We start from the raw sequence: 18,985 nt of genomic DNA on the forward strand, positions 1-18,985 counted from the left end.
GCTCAGCGATCGGTCGCAGATTGCGGGAGGTCCGTGGTGTCCGGCACGATGACGATGGGGACCGGTGCGTGGTGGGCGCACGTCGTCGCGATCGACCCGAGGAGGAGTGCCGCGAGCGAGTGGGTGCCTCGGCGCCCCACGACGAGCAGGTCTGCATCCTCGGCGTGGTGGCACAGCTCGCGTCGCGGGTCGCCGCCTACGACCACGGCTTCGACCTCGACCGAAGGCGCGACGGAGGCGGTCTCGTCGATGACCGCCTCGAGGCGCTCGCGCACCGCGCGGAGCGCGACCTCGTGGTCGACTTGGAACCTCGGGGCCTGGAGCTCGAAGGTGAGATCTCCTTCGTAGGGGTCGGACCAGACCGAGAGCGCCGTAACGGACCACCCTCGGCGGCGAGCGTCATCCTTGGCCCAGGCGAGTGCTCGGCGCGATCCGTCGGACCCGTCGATGCCGACCAGGATGCGGCCGGACCGCGGAGGCGCGTCGCCTGCGTGGCCGGGCCGTGTGATGAGCAGCGGGGACGCCGCGTGGCGGGCGCAGGCCGAACTCACCGAGCCGAGGAGCAGGCGCTCGAAGCCGCCCCGCCCACGTGATCCGACGACGAGGAGCGACGCTCCGATGCTGCGATCGCAGAGGACGTGGTCGGGGCCGCCTTCTGAGACGACCGGGTCGACCGTGAGCCCAGGCGGGACCGACGTGGCCTGGAGCGCATCAGCCAGCACACGTCGGGCGGCCTCGGCGATCCCGTCGTCGAGTGCTGGGTCGGGGACGTCGGCTCCACGTGCGGCCACGCCCTGCCATGCGGTGACCGCCTCGACCGTCGCACCCCTGATGGCGGCCTCGTCGAGCGCCCATCGGAGGGCGCCGAGCGATGCGTCCGAGCCATCGACGCCGACGACGACGCGCTCTGCCATGACGACCTCCTTTGCCACCGTGTCCGTGAGTGTAGGGCTCGCTCGACGGCTCGACCAGGGACCTTTGGTCATGGGGAGCCTGCCGACCGGCTCATGGGCCCGTGATCCTACGGTCGTAGCGATCGGGCGGCTCGGTCGATGCCCTCCGACGCCATGGGGTGGGGGAAGGCCATCGTCGCGAGCTGGTCCACCGTGAGCCCGGCGTGGATCGCGAGCGCGAGCGGCGCGATGAGCTGCGCTGCGTCGACGCCGAGCACCTGGGCGCCGAGCAGGGTGCCGCGGTGCGGCTCTGCGATGAGGGCGAGGAACCCTTCGCGTTCGTCGAGGATCTGGGCGCGCGCATCACCGGCGAAGTCGTAGTGACCCACCATGACGTCGCCATGGCGCGTCCGCGCCTCGACCTCCGTCAGTCCGACGCTCGCGACCTCGGGCTCGGTGAAGACGGTCGTGGGCACCGCATCGAAGTCCATTGCGTCGGTAGATCGACCCCCTGCCATGATGCAGTGGGCGACGACCAGGCTCTGGCGTACGGCTGCGTGGAACAGTGGGGTCCGTCCATTCACGTCACCTGGGGCCCACACACGTGGGTGCGAGGTTCGAAGCTGGGCATCGACCGTCGGCGCGCGGTCGGGAGCAAGCCCGAGCGCGTCGATCCCCTCGGGGAGCTGGACGTGGCGGCCCGTGGCCATGATCACGAGATCACCCCGGGTGACGTGGACGTCGCCGCCGTGCTGCCAGCTCACCTCGTAGTCGCTGCCGACGCGCGTGATGCTCCGCACGAGCGCGTCGACGTGGAGCTGCACGCGCTGGCCGAGGAGGCTCGCGAGGCCCGTCGCAAGCGCCGCGTCGTAGCCCGGCAGCAGGCCTCCGGTTGCTTCGAGGATCGTCGGTGCGGCCCCCAGGTTCGCCAGCATGGAGGCGGTCTCGACGCCGATGTAGCCCCCGCCGATGATGACGGGTCGCGATGGGAACGGGAGATCGGCACCGAGGCGGAAGAGCTCGTGCGATGTCACGGCGAGATCAGCGCCTGCAATGGCGAGGCGACTCGGTGCGGAGCCGGTCGCGAGCACGAGGTCGTGGAAGCGGACGAGCGTCGTGGAACCGTCGGCCTCCTCGATCGCGATCCGTTCGGCATCGTCGATGCGGGCGGTCGCCGTCATGAACCGAATCGTGGAGGCTCGCAGTTCGTCGGTGTGCTGCTCGTAGCGCAAGCGCTGGACACGGTCCTTGTGTGCGAGCACCCCCGACCAGTCCACGTCGAGCGCGGTGCCCCTCAGGCCAAAGGTCTCGGCGCGCGTCGAGCGCGCACGGATGAGGCTTGCCTCGCGAACGGCCTTGGATGGAATGCAGCCCTCAGCAAGGCAGTTGCCTCCGAGGTTGCCGATCGGATCGACCAGCACCACCGAGCGGCCGGCCCGATCCAGCGCGAACGCCGCAGGGTAGCCACCACCTCCGGCTCCGACGATGACGACATCTGCGGTTGCTTCTCGTGCCATGGTGACCTCCACCGTCGATGACGACCGTAGCGCAGCCTTGGCGTCCTCTCCCGTCACGCCCGTGGGCGTCGGCGAGCGGCTGGTTGCGCTCGTCACGAGTCTGGAGCGCCTCGGCGCGGCGGGGGCTGCGAGGGCACAGAAAGGGACAGAAAAGGGAAGAAGGTCCCATATTGGAATGGATCCAAGGTTGGAAGTGTGCTAGGTTGGACGTCATGGAGAACGACGGCGAGCGCCGTGCGACGCACGCGACCGAGCAGCTTCGCGCGGCAGGTCTGCGGGTCACCGCTGCGCGGCTCGCCGTTGTGCGGGTCTTGGAGCGCCACCCGCACGCCGATGCCGAGTCGATCATCGCCGAGGTGCGAGGCGAACTCGGGACCGTGTCGCACCAGACGGTCTACGGCGTCCTCCAGGCGCTCGTCGAGGCAGGACTCGCCCGCCGCATCGAGCCGGCAGGGAGTCCGGGCCGCTACGAGCTGCGCGTCGGCGACAATCATCACCACATCGTGTGCCGAAGCTGCGGTGCGACGGTGGACGTCGACTGCGTGGTCGGCGAGCGGCCCTGCCTCACGCCCTCCGAGACGCACGGCTACCTCCTCGACGAGGCGGAGGTCACGTTCTGGGGGCTGTGTCCGGCATGTCGCGATGGCGAGCGCGCAAGGCACTCCGAGAGGGTCGATGCGGACATCGACACTGGCATCCGTGGAGGTACGCAATGGATGAGATGACAGACGCCCAGGGCTGTCCGGTGCTGCACACCGTCGAGCTCGCGAATGCGGCCAAGCAGTGGTGGCCGAATCAGGTCAACCTCAAGGTTCTCGATGGACCTGCTCCGAATCGATCGCCCTATGGTCCGAGCTTCGAGTACCGTGCGGCACTCGCATCGCTCGACGTGGAGGCGCTCCGGCGGGACCTCATCGAGCTCATGACGACGTCCCAGCCGTGGTGGCCGGCTGACTTTGGCCACTACGGGCCGCTGTTCATCCGCATGGCGTGGCACTCGGCCGGTACCTATCGCATCGCCGACGGACGCGGTGGGGCGAGCCGCGGGGCGCAGCGTTTTGCCCCGGTGGGGTCCTGGCCCGACAACGCCAACCTCGACAAGGCGCGGCGGTTGCTCTGGCCTATCAAGCAGCGCTACGGGCGTGCGCTGTCCTGGGCCGATCTCATCGTCTTCGCGGGCAACGTGGCGCTCGAGGCGATGGGTCTTCGGACGATCGGCTTCGCCTTCGGGCGTGAGGACGCCTTCGAACCACCGCTCGACACGTACTGGGGGCCCGAACGGACCTGGCTGGGCGACGAGCGCCATGACGAGGAGGGCGAGCTCGAGAACCCGTTCGGTGCGGTGCAGATGGGTCTCATCTACGTCAACCCGGAGGGTCCGAGCGGTCACCCCGATCCTTTGGCTGCCGCGCGCGACATCCGCGAGACGTTTCGGCGCATGGCGATGAACGACGCCGAGACCGTGGCGCTCATCGTGGGCGGGCACACCTTCGGCAAGTTCCACGGTGCGGCACCGGCGAGCTTCGTCGGCCCCGAGCCGGACGGTGCTCCCCTCGAGCAGCAGGGCCTCGGGTGGCGCAACACCTACGGCACGGGTATGGGGAACGACACCTACACGGGTGGCCCGGAGGGCATCTGGACCCCGACGCCGACGCAGTGGGACAACACGTTCCTCGAGCAGCTCTTCGCCTACGACTGGGAACTGGAGCGGAGCCCAGCCGGCGCGTACCAGTGGACCCCACGCAACCCCGAAGCGCAAGGAACGGTGCCCGACGCGCACGATCCGACGGTTCGTCACGCACCGACCATGCTCACGACGGATCTCGCTCTTCGCGAGGATCCCATCTATCGCGAGATCGCCCTGCGCTTCCGCGACCATCCCGACGAGCTGGCCGACGCGTTCGCACGTGCCTGGTTCAAGCTCATCCATCGAGATCTCGGTCCGGTGAGCCGCTATCAGGGTCCTCTGGTCCCGAGCGAGACGTTCGTGTGGCAGGATCCGGTGCCACCGGTGACCCATGGCCTCGTGGGCGAGGCGGAGATCGCAGAGCTCAAGGATCTCATCCGCGCCAGTGGGCTCACGACTGCTGAGCTGGTACGCACCGCCTGGGCCTCCGCCTCGACGTTTCGGACAACCGATCGGCGTGGTGGAGCGAATGGTGCCCGGATACGCCTGTTGCCACAGCGAACCTGGGCGGTCAACGATCCGGCCGAGCTCGCTCGCGTGCTCGCGGTCCTCGAGGCCATCAAGGTTGGCTTCGACGAGCGCCATGGGCCTGCGGTCGGTGTCTCGCTCGCCGATCTGATCGTCCTCGGCGGCGTGACGGCCGTGGAGGACGCTGCTCGTGCGGCCGGCGTCGAGGTGTCGGTGCCGTTCACGCCCGGCCGGACCGATGCGACCGAAGCCGACACCGACGCAGAGAGCTTCGCGGTCCTCGAGCCACGGGCCGACGGCTTTCGCAACTGGGCCCGACCGGGAGAGAAGGTGCCGCTCGAGCATCTGCTCGTCGAGCGGGCGTGCCGCATGGGGCTGAACGCCCCACAGATGGTGGTGCTCGTGCTCGGCATGCGTGCGCTGGGCGCGAACGCTGGCGGCTCCCCTCACGGTGTCCTGACGGAGCGTCCAGGCGTCCTCAGCACCGACGTCGTGCGCAACCTGCTCGACATGGGCATCGAGTGGCGTCCGGCGACCGGCGAGGATCAGACCTACGTCGGTGTCGATCGTGTCTCGGGTGCTCCCAGATGGACGGCAAGCGCCGTCGACCTCGTCCTCGGCGCCAATGCCGAGCTTCGGGCCATCTGCGAGGCCTACGCGAGTGACGACGGTCAGGCGATGTTCGTGCGCGACTTCGTCGAGGCGTGGGACGCCGTCATGATGGCAGACCGGTTCGACGTGCGCTGAGGTCGCGTCCATACGAGCGCGTCGGCGGGAGGGGTGAATGCCCCTCCCGCCACGACCATCGGCACCGGCCGGACGGCGAAGGATCCAGGCCGCGGCCAGGCTTGCCGGCGTGCGCGGGCTGCCGAGCTCAGGTGTCAGCCGTCCAGGCCGAGGACGAACGTCGGCTTCGGTGACGTGTCGGGGAGGCGGTGCTCGTCAGCGAGCCGACGTACGGCGGTCCCGACCGCGAGGAACTCGGTCGCATGTTCACCCCAGACGTGGTTCGCGACCTCGACGGAGACCCCGACGATCCCGTTGGCACCAGCTCGGGTGGCCTCTGCCTGCATCCTGGTCAGCGCAAGTTCGCGTGCCTGGTAGATGGCCTCGGTGAAGGTGACCATCTCCTGATTCCACATCGACTGACGGAGCGAGCCGAACACGCTCTGGTGGGCGACGTGGTACACGCAGGTGCCGAGGACGAACGCGACCGGGACGATCCCTGTCGCGAGGAGCCGGTAGAAGTCCTGGGCGGACAGGTCTGACGTGAAGGGCCCGCCGTCGGGAGCACGGTGCGCGCCTGCGCCCGACAGAGACCGCACCGCGGTGCCGGTGGCGATGAACTCGAGCACATCTTGTCCCCAGACGTACATCTGCATCGTGAGGTTGACGCCCACGATGCCATCAGCACCAAGCTGGTCAGCCTCGGTGCGCATCCGGGTCATGGCGAGTTCACGAGCCTCGTACATCGCCTGGGTCAGAACCTGGAGTTCCTGGCTCTGTCCCCAGCGTGCGACCTGCAGGCCGACGTGGTAGATCGACGAGCCGACGACGAACCCGAGGGGCTCGAATCCAGCCTCCTCCAGGAGGACGTATTCGGAGACCGACAAATCGGACGTGAAGACGCCGTGTGGATCGCGTCCGAGGGTGTGGGCGAGACGCTCCTCAGCGGCGCGTGGTTCGTAGGCACCCGAGGCGGCAGGTGCTGTTCCCGGTTGCGCGTTTGACGGGTCGGGGCGGAACAAGGGCATGGTGGCCTCCTCGAAGAGCGACACGCTGACGCTATCACCTGGGGCGCATCGGCGCTGAGCGCCTACGCTGGCAGTGGTGACACGTGCGCAGATGGCGGGCGGTCGTGGTGAGCGCCGCGGTTTCGCCGACGCGCGTGCTGCGCTTCGTGTGAGGCGCTTCAGTGCATGGTGGGTGGCCCAGCTGCTCTCGGGCATCGGATCCTGGGCTCAGGCGGTGGCCATTCCGTGGTACGTCCTCGAGCGCACCGGATCGGCCTCGGCCGTCGGTATCGTCACGACCCTGCAATTCCTGCCGGTGCTCGTGCTGAGCCTCTTTGGCGGGGCGATCGCCGACCGTGTGTCACGACGTGGCCTCTTGCTCGTCACGCAGCTGCTCTTGGCCTTCTGGGCAGCGATGCTCGGCTTCCTTGTCGCGAGCCATGAGGCCCCGATTTGGGTCGTCGACATCCTTGCGCTCGCCATCGGGGCGACGAACGCGATCAACAACCCGACCCAGCAGGCATTCCTGCCGGAGCTCGTACCGCGTGAGCTGCTTGCTCCGGCCATCGCGTTGAACAGCGTGCAGTTCAACGCAGCACGCATGATCGGAGGTGCGGTTGGCGGCGCGCTCATCGCCGCACTGGGAGTCGCCGCGGCGCTGTGGGTGAACGCCGTCAGTTTTCTGCCGGTCGTGGCCGTCTTGATCCTCATCGCCTCCCACAGCGCTCGGGCCGTTCGGCGCGAGCGACCCGCCGGCAGCATGCTGAGCGAGCTCGGTTCGGGACTTCGGTTCGTGATTGGGGCGGCGCCGGTTCGCAGCGTGGTCCTCGTCTTCGGCTTCGTCGGCTTGTTCGGGTTCAACTGGCAGGTCGCCGTACCCCTGGTTGCTCGCTTTGCACTGCACGAGCATGCGAACGGGCTCGGGTTGCTCATGGGAGCGCTCGGCGCGGGAGCCCTCGTCGCGTCGTTGCTGGCATCAGCGTTGGGACAGGCGACGCAGCGGCGGCTCGTCGTTGCGGGGACTGCTCTCGGACTCTCGCTGATCGGTCTCGGCCTCGCGCGCTCGATGCTGGTTGCAGGGTTGCTGCTCGTCGCGGGTGGCTTCTTTGGCGTGCTCGCTTCGGTGAGCGCCAACACGAGGCTGCAGATGCTCGCTCCGCCGACGCTGCGTGGGCGAGTCATGGCGATCTATGTGCTGCTCATGGGCGGTACGACACCGGTGGGCGCCTTCGTGCTCGGCGAGCTTGCGAGCTGGCTGGGGTCCGCGTGGGCGGTGCTCGTCTTCGGGGTCGCAACCGCGGCCGGCGTCGTCGCTGCGAGCCTGTGGGGACGACAACGTTCGGGATCGAGCGGCCAGCGTGCTGCGACGGCCCCCATCGACTAGATAATCGTGCCGTAGGAGGCCCAACTCGAAGCGACGCTGCTCCGGGCGTGCCGTCATGGTCGGGTTGGTTCGAACTCCGATGATCCTTCGTGCGGGGCTCGTACCGGTTCGGTGATTCGGTCTCGTCCGTGCTAGCCGGCCGGATTCACGATTGCCGACAGTCCCTGCGAGGTGAATTGGCCGTAGGTCTGCACGATGACGCCCACGGCGGGGTCGACGGCTGACTCGACGAGCCCGTCGCCGAGGTAGATGCCGACGTGTCCAGGGTCGGCCAGGGTTCCGTCGCTACCAGGGACGAGCACCAGGTCACCAGGGGCGATCTCGCTCGGGGGGACTTGTACACCTTCGTTCATCTGCGACACGGTGTAGTGGTCGAGTGCCACTCCGGCCTGGGCCCAGGCCTCCATCGTGAGCCCGGAGCAGTCGAACACATTGGGTCCGGCACCGCCCCAGACGTAGGCGTCTCCCAGCTTCGAGAGGGCGTAGTTCAGCACCACCTGCTCTTGGGGGGTGGTGCCCGAAGGGATCGTATAGCCGGCCGGAAGCCCATACTCACCGGCGGGCAGGTTGCCACCAAGCCCCCCTGTGGCTGGAGGCGCGGCCGCCTGCTGTGCCGCCTGCTGTGCCGCCTGTTGGGCGGCTGCTTGCTGTGCCGCCTGCTCAGCTGCTGCTTGCTGGGCCGCCTGCTCAGCTGCTGCTTGCTGTGCCGCCTGTTGGGCGGCTGCTTGCTCGGCGGCGGCGCGCGCGGCTGCAGCTTGCTGTGCCGCCTGCGCAGCTGCTGCTTGCTGGGCCGCAGCCTGTTGGGCTTCTTGCTGGGCGACGAGCGTTTGAATCTGGGAGTTCACGCCCGCGAGCTCGTTGGCTGCTGCTTGCTCAGCGTTCTTGGCGGTGGTCTGCTGGGAGGCGAGCTGGGCCACCAGCGTGCGTTGCCGTTGTTGCTGGGCAGCGAGCGTTGCCTGCTCTTGCTGGAGTTGCTGCTTGGCAGCGACGTAGGCGCTGAGTGCCTGCTCCTGGATGGACGAAGCGACGTTGACATCCGTCTGGACGAGTGCTGACTGATTCGGGTTCGCCGAGAGGACCGACACGACGGTCGAGCCAGTGCCTCCGCGTGAGAAGATCGTGATCGCCTCGTCGACGACCTCCGCATGCAGCTGGTGCAGCCGCGTGAGTTGGTGGGCAATGGCCTGGCGGACCGTGCTCTCCTCGCGCACCGTGGCTGCAAGGCCCGCTTGCGCAGCCGTCATCTGGGACGTGGCTTGGTTGTACTCGCTCTCGAGTGCATTGAGCTTCTGAGCGATGGCCGCGGCTTGGGCGCGCATCGACGACACCGAGTCGACGAGACGTGGAGGTGGGCTGTCGACGTAGGAGAGGCCGATCAGGCCGACGAGCGCAAGTGTTGCGACGAGGTGGCCTGGTCGGGGGCGACAGGCGCGCCAGCGCGTCACTGCGCTCGTGCGGGCGGCCTCGCGCTGTCTTGCTCCCCAAGGAGCGTGGAGACCACCTGATCGCTGCCGATGCGCGTCCGTGGCGCCAACCTCCTCGTGACCCGTCGCGTGTTCTTGGTCCTTGGATCGGCACGCAGCCTATCACTCCTGAAGGGTGTCGGAGGGTCGCGCTAGATCTCGCCTCGGCGGACGGGCTCCGCGGCGCCCGCCGTCCGATGCCAGATGGCGACTTGCTCTCGGCGCGTGGAGCCTCGCGACATCGCTCGGAGCGTTGGGTCCGGGGATGTCCAACCATACGAGGAGCCACCCATGCCTGCTGCGCTCGATCGATCCCGTCTGCTCGAGGAGCTCACCGATGGCGTTCTCGCGCTCACGCAGTCGGAGCCCTGGCGGCGCTACCTCGACGTGCAGCGCCGCTTCCATCGCTACAGTCCACAGAACGTCCTGCTCATCGACCGTCAGCGGCCATCGGCGACGCTGGTCGCTGGCTTTCGTCAGTGGCAGCGCCTTGGCCGGAGCGTTCGTCGTGGTGAGCACGGAATCTGGATCGTCGCCCCGATGCGAGTGCGACGGACGACCTCGGACGATCTCGACGAGGAGGTGCTGGCTGGCTTTCGGTGGGTCTGCGTCTTCGACGTGGCGCAGACCGAAGGCGCTGCGCTTCCCGAGGTAGCGACCCGCCTCGTCGGAGAGGATCCGGCTGGGGTCCTCGCCAAGCTCGGCGGCGTCGCTCACGCACTCGGCTTTGCCGTCGAGGATCACCGCTTCGAGGGGGCGACCAACGGCGACTGTTCGCACGAGCAGCGACGCATCCGCCTCTCCAGCGAGGTCTCGCCGCGCCAGCGCGTCAAGACGCTGGCCCACGAGCTCGCGCACGCGCTCATGCACGAGCGACTCGAGTCGCGTCCGCAGGCGGAGCTCGAAGCCGAGTCGGTGGCCTACATCGTGTGTCGTGCGCTCGGGATCGACGCCTCGAACTTTTCGTTCGGGTACGTCGCGAGCTGGGCTGGAGGAGGCGCGGCGGCTGTGCGTGGCATCAAGGCCTCGTGTGTACGCATCCAGCGAGCGTCCGCGCAGATCCTCGAGCTCGCTGGCTTCGGCGTCCCCTCGGGAGCGGGCTCCTAGTCGGTGCGTGAGAACTGCCAGATGGCTACGCCGAGCAGACTCACCGCAGCGAGTGCGACGAGACCCACCTCGAGCAGGGTCGGGAGGCGATAGCTACCCCAGGTGATCCCAGCCCCGAGGATGCGAGCGAGGGGTGCCGGTACCGACACGTACTCGAAGACCGCACGGCGAAGCGGATCGACCGCGTACGACAGCGGATCGAACCGCGTGAGCACCTTCAGCCACGTCGGCAAGTCGCCCGTGGGGAACACCGCCCCCGACAGGAAGAACATGGGCAGCACGATGAACTGCGTCACCATCTGGAAGCTCTCCACCTGAGCGATCCGGCTGGCGACGAGGACGCCGAAGGACGTCAGCGCGAACGCCGTCAGGCCCATCTCACCAAGCATCGTCAGGAGGAGGAGTGGACGATAGGGCACCCCGACCGCGCCAGCGAGCACCAACATGATCGCGCCCTGGATCGTCGCAACGGTGGCCCCGCCGAGTGCCTTGCCCAGCACGAGCGACCATCGACTGACCGGTGCGACCAGCATCTCACGCAGGAAGCCAAACTCGCGGTCCCAGACGATCGAGATCGCCGAGAAGATGGAGGTGAACAGGATCGTCATCGCGATGACGCCGGGGAACATGAACGTACGGAAGTTGAAGTGCGCGGAGCTGACGACGATGCCGGAGAGTCCGGTTCCGAGCACGAAGAGGAAGAGCACCGGCTGCACGAGTGAGGTGATGATGCGCAAGCGATTGCGCGCGAAGCGAATCAGTTCACGCTTCCACACGATGCGCACCGCTCGAAGTGGGCTTCCCCCCATTTGCTTGACAGTCTGAATTTAGGCCACGGCCACCTCCCGGCAGGCCCAGGAGAGCTCGTACTCGACGGGCGGTAGGTACCCGAGGCTTGAGTGCAGGCGGACCGTGTTGTAACGGTGAATCCAGCTAGCGATGGCAGAGCGAGCCCCTGAGAGGTTCGCGAAGCGGTAGCGAGCCACCAGCTCGCGCTTCAAGCTCCCGAAGAAGGACTCGGCCACGGCGTTGTCGTAGCAGGTCGCGACCCTCCCCACCGACTGGCGAATGCCAAGGGTCGCGAGCAGGCTCCGTACCTTCCGGGAGAGGTACTGGCTGCCGCGATCGCTGTGAAAGATCGCCCCAGCCAGGCTGCCCCGAGTCCCGAGTGCTTCGCGGATCGCCTCGACCACCAGGTCATCGGGCATGTGACGCCCAAGTGACCAGCCCACGATGCGCCTCGAGCCAAGATCTGCCACCGTGGCGAGATAGCAGAACCCCTCATCGGTGCGGACGTAGGTGATGTCGCTCACATACCTGCGCTTCGGCTCACCAGGAGCGAAGTCCTGACGGACGAGGTCCGGGAGCGCTGCGTCCTCTCCCCGCCTCGTCGTGACTACGAAGCGCCGGCGTGGGCCCGCTGCCATCTCGAGCTCGCGCATCAGGCGTTCCACCCGCTTGTGGTTCACGCAGAACCCGCGCCGTCGCAGCTCGTGGGTGATGCGGGGGCTGCCGTAGGTGCCGTCGCTCTCGTGCCAGATGGCGCGAAGCTCGCTCGCGAGCACCAGGTGCTCGGGATCCTCGCCTCGGTCCCGACGGTGTCGCCAGGCGTAGTAGGCCTGGCGAGAGACCCCGATGACTCGTGCTGCTGCCGCTACAGAGAAGCCCTTGGCCTCCTGGCGGGAGATCCAGTGGTAGCGGCTCACTGTCCCCCCTCCTTCACCCAGAAGGCCATCGCTCGCTTGAGCAGCTCGCGTTCCACGGTGAGCTGCTTGACCTGGCGGCGCAGCCGTGTCAGCTCCTCGCGCTCGGCGCTCGTCAGGCCCTCTCGCTCACCTCGGTCGATGCGTTCCTGACGGACCCAGTTACCAAGGGTCTGCTCGTTGATGCCAAGCTCACGGGCGACGTCAGCGATGGTGCGGCGCTGGTCGAGAACCAACGCTGCCGCGTCCTTGCGGAACTGGCTCGGGTAGCGGCCGCGTCGTCGTCCAGCGGGGCCGTCGCCCGGTGGTGGGTTCGGTGTCTGGCTCATCCCTTCCTCCTATAGCAGGTGTCAACCTGGAGGGGGGAAGGCCAAAGGTCGTCCGACACACGACCTTCTGCCTGGGCGTAGCCCTCCCGATAGGCGTTGTCGAACACGGCTGCTTCGGTGGTCATGATCGCATCCTCGCTCGCATGAAGGGATTGGCACGGAGGCCCTCGAGACTCGAGCGTTCGGCGTCGCGGATCGTGCGACCCGTGTAGGTCATGAAGACGTCGTCCAGGGTAGGTCGTGCAACCCGGACCGACGTGATGGCAACCTGCAGTTCGGCGAAGAGTCTCGGAACGAACTCCTCCCCGTTGGCGACCTGGAGGAGGATTCCGTCGTCGCTGTGGCGGGCCTCGATGCCGAAGTGCTCGCCGATGGCTTCGATCGCGCGCTCGTCGTCGGCGGTGCGCAACTCGATGCGGTCGGTGCCCACGCTCGCCTTCAGGGCCTCGGGTGTGCCACCGGCCACGATCTCCCCGTGGTCCATGATGGCGATGCGATCGCAGAACTCGGCCTCGTCCATGTAGTGCGTCGTCATGAAAATGGTGATCTGCTCGCGCTGCTGGAGCTCTCGGATGTAGGACCAGATGCCTGCGCGCGTCTGCGGGTCGAGGCCGACCGTGGGTTCGTCGAGGAAGAGCACCCGTGGAGCGTGGAGCAGACCGCGTGCGATCTCGAGCCTGCGCTTCATGCCGCCGGAGAACGTCTTGACGCTGCTGCGTCAGCGATCGCCGAGCCCCACCATGTCCAGGACGAAGTCGATGCGCTCGGCCACCCGCTCGCGGTCCACGCCGTAGAGCTCGGCGTGAAACCGCAAGTTCTCCTCTGCGGTGAGGTAGTCGTCGAGTGTGCTGTCTTGGAAGACGAGGCCGATATTGCGCCGTACTCGTGCGCGCTCGCGCGCGACGTCATGGCCACCGACCGTCGCACTGCCCGCCGTCGGGGTCAGGAGCGTGCAGAGCATCGAGATGGTCGTGGACTTGCCGGCGCCATTGGGGCCGAGGAAGCCGAAGATCTCGCCTGCACCCACGCGGAAGCTCACGCCTCGAACCGCTTCGACCTCACCGAAGCGCTTGGCGAGGCCTCGCACCTCCAGTGCATACGGCGGTGGCGGCTCCGCATCGACGAGGCTCGGTGTCGTGGTCGTGGCCGGCTCCGTACTCATCGATCACCTCCATGCGCCGAAAGCTTGGCGCATGCAACCACCCTAAGGGCTCCGGGTGGACGCCGCTACGCGTGGAGAACGCGCGCCTAGCGCAGGCGCATTCCCGAGATCGCTCGAGCGATGATCAGGCGCTGGATCTCGCTTGTTCCCTCGAAGATGGTGTAGATCTTGGCGTCGCGATGCCAGCGCTCGACCGGGTTCTCTCGTACGTACCCGTAGCCCCCAAGGATTTGGATGGCCTCCTCGGTGACGCGAACGGCGACCTCGCCGGCGTGGAGTTTGGCCATGGAGCCCTCGGCGTGCTCGAACCGCTGTCCCTGGGCCGCCATCCAGGCTGCGCGGTGCACGAGAAGACGCGCGGTGTCGACGGCGAGCGCCATGTCGGCCAGCTTGAAGGCGATGCCCTGGTTCTCGATGATCGGTCGGCCGAACTGGACGCGTTCCTTGGCGTAGTCGAGAGCCCATTCGTAAGCGGCACGAGCGATACCGACCGCTTGTGCGCCGACGAGCGGGCGGGAGGCCTCGAAGGTCGCCATCGCGGCTTGGGATTGGGCGCGCTTGCCCTCTCGGGCACGGGCCAGCCGCTCGTCGAGCCGTTCCTTGCCGCCGAGCAGCGCCGACCCGGGCAGTCGCACGTCCTCGAGGATGACCTCGGCCGTGTGCGAGGCGCGGATACCCATCTTCTTGAACTTCTGCCCCATGCGCAGGCCAGGGGTGTTGGGAGCGATGACGAAGCTGGCCTGGCCACGGGCGCCCAGTTCCGGCTCGACGCTCGCCACGACGACATGGATGTCGGCGATCCCGCCGTTGGTGATCCAGGTCTTCGTGCCGTTCAGGGTCCACGTATCGGTGGCCGGGTCGTAGACCGCGCGAGTGCGCAGCGAGGAGACGTCGCTGCCTGCGTCGGGCTCGCTCACGCAGAACGCGGCGAGGTTGGGGTGGTCGGCAGTCCCGAAGCACTGCGGCACCCACTCGGCGATCTGCTCGGGGGTGCCGTTGGCCACGATGCCCGAGACGGCGAGCGTCGAGCCGAAGATCGCGAGCGTGATACCCGCGTCGCCCCAGCAGAGCTCCTCGAGCACGAGCGGCATCGTGAGACCGGTCTTGTCGGCGAACGCGTTCAGCATGAAGTCGTAGGAGTACAGGCCGATGCGGGCCGCTTCCTCGATGATGGGCCGTGGCGTCTCTTCACGTTCATCCCATTCGTGAGCGGCGGGACGAATGGTCTCAGCGGCAAAGGTGTGAGCCCACTCGCGCAGCTGTTGCTGTTCGTCGGTGAGTGCGAGGGAAAAGGGTTCCACGGGGACCTCCTTTCGCGCGAAGCGCGAACGTTACCGAGTGGTAACCATAGCGCTGGCTTCGAGGCCGCGCAAGGCATCAAGCCGGCAGGATCTCGGGCCCGTTAGGGGTGTCACGTACCTGGTAACCGAGGGCGGCGATCTCGGCGCGGAGCGCATCGGCGCGCGCGAAGTCGCGATCGCGCTTGGCGTGGTCGCGTTCGGCGACCAGCGCAGTGACCTCCGATGGAATCGAGGCACGCGGGGGCACGGGGAGCCCGAGCGTCTCCAGCATCGCAGCGAGCGCTGCGCGTCGGCGGTTAGCGAGAGCGCTCTCGCCCGCGAGCGCCGCCGAGCGCGCAGCACGGGCGGCTTCGGCCATGACGGCGAGTGCGGCGGGCGTGTCGAGGTCGTCGGCGAGGGCAGCGTCGAACTCCTCGAGATCCGCTGGTTCGGCCGCACGGGCGTCGCCTGCGCCGGCTTGGCTGTCGAGGCGGGCGAGCTGCGCGGCCGCTTGCTCAAGTGTGGTGGTGGTCAGCTCTACTGGGCTGCGGTAGTGGGCGCGAAGATACGCCAGTCGGACCACCCGTCCGCCGGCGCTCGCGATCGCATCGTGGAGGCCGAAGGTGTTGCCCAGCGACTTCGACATCTTCTCGCCTTCGAGCTCCACGAAGGCGTTGTGGACCCAGTGCTGTGCGAACCCCATGTCGAGGAGGGAGGCCTGGGCGCGCTCGTTCTCGTGGTGCGGGAATACAAGGTCCATGCCACCGCCGTGGAGGTCGAACGTCGATCCGAGGAGTTCGGTCGACATCGCGACGCACTCGGTGTGCCAGCCGGGGCGGCCGTAGCCGAGGCTGGTCGCGAAGCCGTAGGCGTCGCTCTCCACGGTCTTCCAGAGCGCGAAGTCCAGCGGGGAGCGCTTCGCGTCGTCGACCTCGACGCGCGCCCCAGCGCGTAGCTCCTCGAGGGCTTGGTGCTTCAGGAGGCCATAGTCGGGGACGTGATCGACGCTCAGATAGACGCCGTTCTTCGTCATGTAGGCGTGGCCGCGGTCGACGAGGCGCTCGATGAGGGCGACCATGGCATCGAGCCATTCGCTCGCGTGCGGTGCGACCGTCGGTCGACGGACGCCGAGCGCATCGATCGCGTCCCACCAGCGGGACTCGTAGCGCTCGGCGATCGCTGGCGGGGTCACCCCTTCACGAGCTGCACGATCGACGATCTTGTCGTCGATGTCGGTGATGTTCGAGACGAAGCGTACCGGAGCCACGAGCCGCTCGAGGGTCCGCCGGAGGGTGTCGAACACGACGGCGAGCCGTCCGTGGCCGAGGTGCGGGTCGTCGTAGACGGTGGGGCCGCAGACGTAGACGGTGACCTGCTCAGGGGTCCCAGGGGTAAGCTGAATGAGCTCGCGGCGGGCAGTGTCGTAGAGCCTGAGCATCCACCGAAGTCTAGGCGGGGTCCCCTCGCCCCTTCGGAGGCGATACCGTCGGTTGCGACCCGGGACCTGCGTCCACGAGGCACCCATGGCTGATCGGGTGACCCGTGCGGACGAGGGGGTGAGGCCGGGGCGAAGTCCAGATGAGGAGGCGTGGTGCGGATCCCGGACAAGGTCGAGCTCGAGGGGCTCGAGCGCAAGTGGGGCGCGTTCTGGGAGGAGCACGGGCTATATCGCTTCGACGACACAGCTCCCGCCGCGCAGGTCTACGCCATCGACACACCGCCTCCGACCGTCTCCGGGACGCTGCACATCGGTCATGTGTTCTCCTACACCCATGCCGACATCATCGCCCGCTACCAGCGGATGCAGGGCAAGGAGGTGTTCTACCCGATCGGATGGGACGACAACGGCGTCCCGACCGAGCGGCGAGTGCAGAACTACTATGGCGTGCGGTGCGACCCGTCGTTGCCCTATCGCGGGACCGACGAAGAGCTGCCTCGGGAAGGGGCACGGCAGGTCCCGGTGTCGAGGCGACGCTTCATCGAGTTGTGCACCGAGCTCACGGCGAAGGACGAGCAGGCGTTCGAGCAGCTGTGGCGTGCGATCGGGTTGTCGGTGGACTGGTCGCTCGTCTACACCACGGTCGGTGAGCGTGCCCGTCGCGTGTCACAGGCGGACTTCCTCGATCTCCTCGAGCGGGACCAGGCCTACCTCGCCGAGGCCCCGACGCTGTGGGACGTCGATTTCCAGACCACGGTCTCCCAAGCCGAGCTGGAGGATCGCACCGTCGAGGGTCGCTACCACCGCATCGTCTTCGACCTTGAGGGTGGTGGCGAACTCGAGATCATGAGTTCACGGCCCGAGCTGATCCCCGCCTGCGTCGCGATCGTCGTGCATCCCGAAGACGATCGTTACCGCGAGGTGGTCGGGCGCCGCGCCATCACCCCGCTGTTTCGCGTGCCAGTACCGGTGATCGCGCACCCGCTCGCCGAGCCGGAGCGCGGGACCGGTGCGGCCATGGTCTGTACGTTCGGGGACCTCACCGACGTCGTGTGGTGGCGCGAGGCATCCCTGCCGACCCGGGTCGTGATCGACCGGGCCGGCCGACTGGTGCCACGCGTGGACTTCGCCGCCTTCGGTTCCCTCGATCCCGATGGCGCGGCTGACGCCTACGGACGCCTCGCGGGCTTGCGTGCGAGCGACGCACGTGCCGAGGTCGCGGAGGCGCTCGCGGCCGCGGGGGTGCTTCGTGGGATCGAGCAGGTCCGTCACGCCGTGAAGTACTACGAGAAGGGGGAGCATCCGCTCGAGGTCCTTGCAACCCGTCAATGGTTCATCCGCGTCCTCCCGCTGCGCGATCGTCTGCTCGAGCGCGCGGCCGAGCTCGACTGGTTGCCACCACACATGCAGGTTCGCCTCGAGGACTGGATCCGCGGACTCAACCAGGATTGGAACGTCTCGAGGCAGCGCTTCTTCGGCATCCCGATTCCTCTGTGGTATCCGGTGCGCGAGGACGGCTCGGTGGACTACGACCATCCCCTGCGGCCTGCGAAGGAGGACCTGCCGGTCGATCCGCAGAGCGAGGCTCCCCGCGGCTACGCCGACGAGCAGCGAGGTGTACCGGGTGGCTTCGTCGGCGACCCCGACGTGCTCGACACCTGGGCCACGTCGTCGTTGACCCCACAGCTCGCGGGGGGCTGGGGTGAGCGTCCAGACCTCTTTGCCAAGGTCTTCCCGATGGAACTGCGGCCCCAGGGCCAAGAGATCATCCGAACGTGGCTGTTCTACACGGTCGTGCGAGCGGAGCTGGCCTTCGGTCGGCTCCCGTGGCGGCGGGCGTTGATCTCGGGCTGGGTGCTCGACCCCGATCGCAAGAAGATGTCGAAGTCCAAGGGCAACGTCGTCACACCCATGCCGCTCGTCGAGCGCTTCGGCGCGGACGCCGTGCGCCACTGGGCGGCGAACGGTCGGCCCGGGACCGATACCGCGGCCGACGAGGCGCAGATGCGCGTCGGTCGTCGTCTCGCCATCAAGGTCGCCAACGCCAGTCGCTTCGCGCTCAGCCGTGTGGCGAGCCGCTCCAGCCACAAGCCCGCGTGGGTGCCGATCGACGCAGCGGAACTCGAGGCCCTCGACGCCACGATCGCACGGGCCACCGAGTTGCTCGAGGCGCACGACTACACGAGCGCGCTCGCGGCCATCGAGGAGCACTTCTGGGCCTTCTGCGATGATTACCTGGAACTCGTGAAGGTGCGCGCCTACGGCGACGACTCGCCGGAGCACGCCTCCGCGCTGGCTGCGCTCGAGATCGGCGTCGAGCTGTTCATCCGGGCGTTCGCACCGTACCTCCCCTTCGTCACCGAAGAGGTGTGGTCCTGGTTCCGCGAGGGATCGGTGCACCGAAGTGCCTGGCCGCAGCCGGGCGAGGCCATGCGCCGCTACGTCGAGCTCGTCGGTGAAGGCCATGGCGTCGTCGACCCGGCCGTTCGGGCGGCGGTGTCGTGGTCGCTCGCCCAGGTGCGGCGGGCGAAGACGTCGGAGCAGCGCTCGCTGCGTACGCCGGTCGAACGCCTCGTCGTGTGGGCGCCCCGGGCGTGGCTGGAGGCACTCGCCGCTGCCGAGGATGACCTCAGGGCGGCCGGCGGCGTGCTCGCGCTCGAGCGCCACGAGGCCGACGAGCCCCGTGCCGTGGTCGAGCTCGCTCCGCCAGAGCAGCACTGAATGAGGTCTGCGACCTGAGGACCCCGTGGCTCGGGTCGCAGACGGTCGCGCGGTCCGTAGGCTTGACGGTGTGGACAGCCTCACCCCAGAGGAGCTTCCC

14 protein-coding genes and 1 pseudogene are annotated in these 18,985 nt (G+C 68.0%); 5 read left to right on the forward strand and 10 right to left on the reverse strand.

Annotation, left to right across the window (positions count from 1 at the left end; genetic code table 11):
• Positions 1–2: 2 nt before the first annotated feature.
• Positions 3–932: a universal stress protein gene (locus tag AFER_RS01515; RefSeq protein ID WP_171788929.1), complete on the reverse strand. Its 930-nt coding sequence runs from the start codon at positions 930–932 to the stop codon at positions 3–5.
• 89 nt (positions 933–1,021) lie between these two features.
• On the reverse strand, positions 1,022–2,410 hold the full coding sequence (locus AFER_RS01520; protein ID WP_015797765.1) for a dihydrolipoyl dehydrogenase: 1,389 nt from the start codon (positions 2,408–2,410) through the stop codon (positions 1,022–1,024).
• Between the two features lie 212 nt (positions 2,411–2,622).
• On the opposite strand from AFER_RS01520, the gene AFER_RS01525 reads away from it, so the two are divergent.
• Both AFER_RS01525 and katG read left to right on the forward strand, forming a co-directional pair.
• Positions 2,623–3,135: a Fur family transcriptional regulator gene (locus AFER_RS01525; protein ID WP_015797766.1), complete on the forward strand. Its 513-nt coding sequence runs from the start codon at positions 2,623–2,625 to the stop codon at positions 3,133–3,135.
• Positions 3,132–5,312, forward strand: coding sequence for a catalase/peroxidase HPI (katG, locus tag AFER_RS01530; RefSeq protein WP_083769122.1), 2,181 nt, complete (start codon positions 3,132–3,134; stop codon positions 5,310–5,312). The genes AFER_RS01525 and katG overlap by 4 nt, the downstream gene beginning before the upstream one ends.
• Before the next feature lie 134 nt (positions 5,313–5,446).
• On the opposite strand, the gene AFER_RS01535 is transcribed toward katG, so the two are convergent.
• Complete coding sequence (locus AFER_RS01535) at positions 5,447–6,319, reverse strand: heavy metal-binding domain-containing protein (protein WP_015797768.1); 873 nt, start codon at positions 6,317–6,319, stop codon at positions 5,447–5,449.
• 76 nt (positions 6,320–6,395) lie between these two features.
• Between AFER_RS01535 and AFER_RS01540 the strand changes: the two genes are divergently transcribed.
• Entirely contained in the window at positions 6,396–7,682 is a 1,287-nt protein-coding gene (locus tag AFER_RS01540) for an MFS transporter (RefSeq protein WP_143711900.1), read from the forward strand.
• A gap of 131 nt (positions 7,683–7,813) precedes the next feature.
• On the opposite strand, the gene AFER_RS10730 is transcribed toward AFER_RS01540, so the two are convergent.
• Positions 7,814–9,127: a C40 family peptidase gene (locus tag AFER_RS10730; RefSeq protein ID WP_015797770.1), complete on the reverse strand. Its 1,314-nt coding sequence runs from the start codon at positions 9,125–9,127 to the stop codon at positions 7,814–7,816.
• A 309-nt stretch (positions 9,128–9,436) separates the two neighbouring features.
• Here AFER_RS10730 and AFER_RS01550 point away from each other — a divergent pair, with 309 nt between their 5' ends.
• Complete coding sequence (locus tag AFER_RS01550) at positions 9,437–10,252, forward strand: ArdC-like ssDNA-binding domain-containing protein (RefSeq protein ID WP_015797771.1); 816 nt, start codon at positions 9,437–9,439, stop codon at positions 10,250–10,252.
• On the opposite strand, the gene AFER_RS01555 is transcribed toward AFER_RS01550, so the two are convergent.
• From AFER_RS01555 to cysS, 6 genes and pseudogenes are all read right to left on the reverse strand, one after another.
• Positions 10,249–11,061: an ABC transporter permease gene (locus AFER_RS01555; protein WP_015797772.1), complete on the reverse strand. Its 813-nt coding sequence runs from the start codon at positions 11,059–11,061 to the stop codon at positions 10,249–10,251. The two genes, AFER_RS01550 and AFER_RS01555, sit on opposite strands and share 4 nt — an antisense overlap.
• Positions 11,062–11,079: 18 nt before the next feature.
• Positions 11,080–11,958: an IS3 family transposase gene (locus tag AFER_RS01560; protein ID WP_015797628.1), complete on the reverse strand. Its 879-nt coding sequence runs from the start codon at positions 11,956–11,958 to the stop codon at positions 11,080–11,082.
• The gene (locus tag AFER_RS01565; RefSeq protein ID WP_015797627.1) at positions 11,955–12,284 is read right to left on the reverse strand and encodes a transposase; all 330 of its coding nucleotides are present in this window, start codon (positions 12,282–12,284) and stop codon (positions 11,955–11,957) included. The genes AFER_RS01560 and AFER_RS01565 overlap by 4 nt, the downstream gene beginning before the upstream one ends.
• Positions 12,285–12,405: 121 nt before the next feature.
• Positions 12,406–13,446, reverse strand: a pseudogene (locus AFER_RS12830) (ATP-binding cassette domain-containing protein).
• 86 nt (positions 13,447–13,532) lie between these two features.
• Positions 13,533–14,747 carry an acyl-CoA dehydrogenase family protein gene (locus tag AFER_RS01575; protein WP_015797774.1) on the reverse strand — a complete coding sequence of 405 codons (1,215 nt, stop codon included), beginning with the start codon at positions 14,745–14,747 and terminating at the stop codon, positions 13,533–13,535.
• A 76-nt stretch (positions 14,748–14,823) separates the two neighbouring features.
• A complete protein-coding gene (gene cysS / locus AFER_RS01580; protein ID WP_015797775.1) occupies positions 14,824–16,164 on the reverse strand; it encodes a cysteine--tRNA ligase in 1,341 nt (446 codons plus the stop codon).
• Positions 16,165–16,323: 159 nt separating this feature from the next.
• Between cysS and valS the strand changes: the two genes are divergently transcribed.
• Positions 16,324–18,885, forward strand: coding sequence for a valine--tRNA ligase (gene valS, locus AFER_RS01585; RefSeq protein WP_083769428.1), 2,562 nt, complete (start codon positions 16,324–16,326; stop codon positions 18,883–18,885).
• Positions 18,886–18,985 lie beyond the last annotated feature (100 nt).

Origin of the sequence: Acidimicrobium ferrooxidans DSM 10331, assembly GCF_000023265.1 — a bacterium.
Lineage (GTDB): Bacteria > Actinomycetota > Acidimicrobiia > Acidimicrobiales > Acidimicrobiaceae > Acidimicrobium > Acidimicrobium ferrooxidans.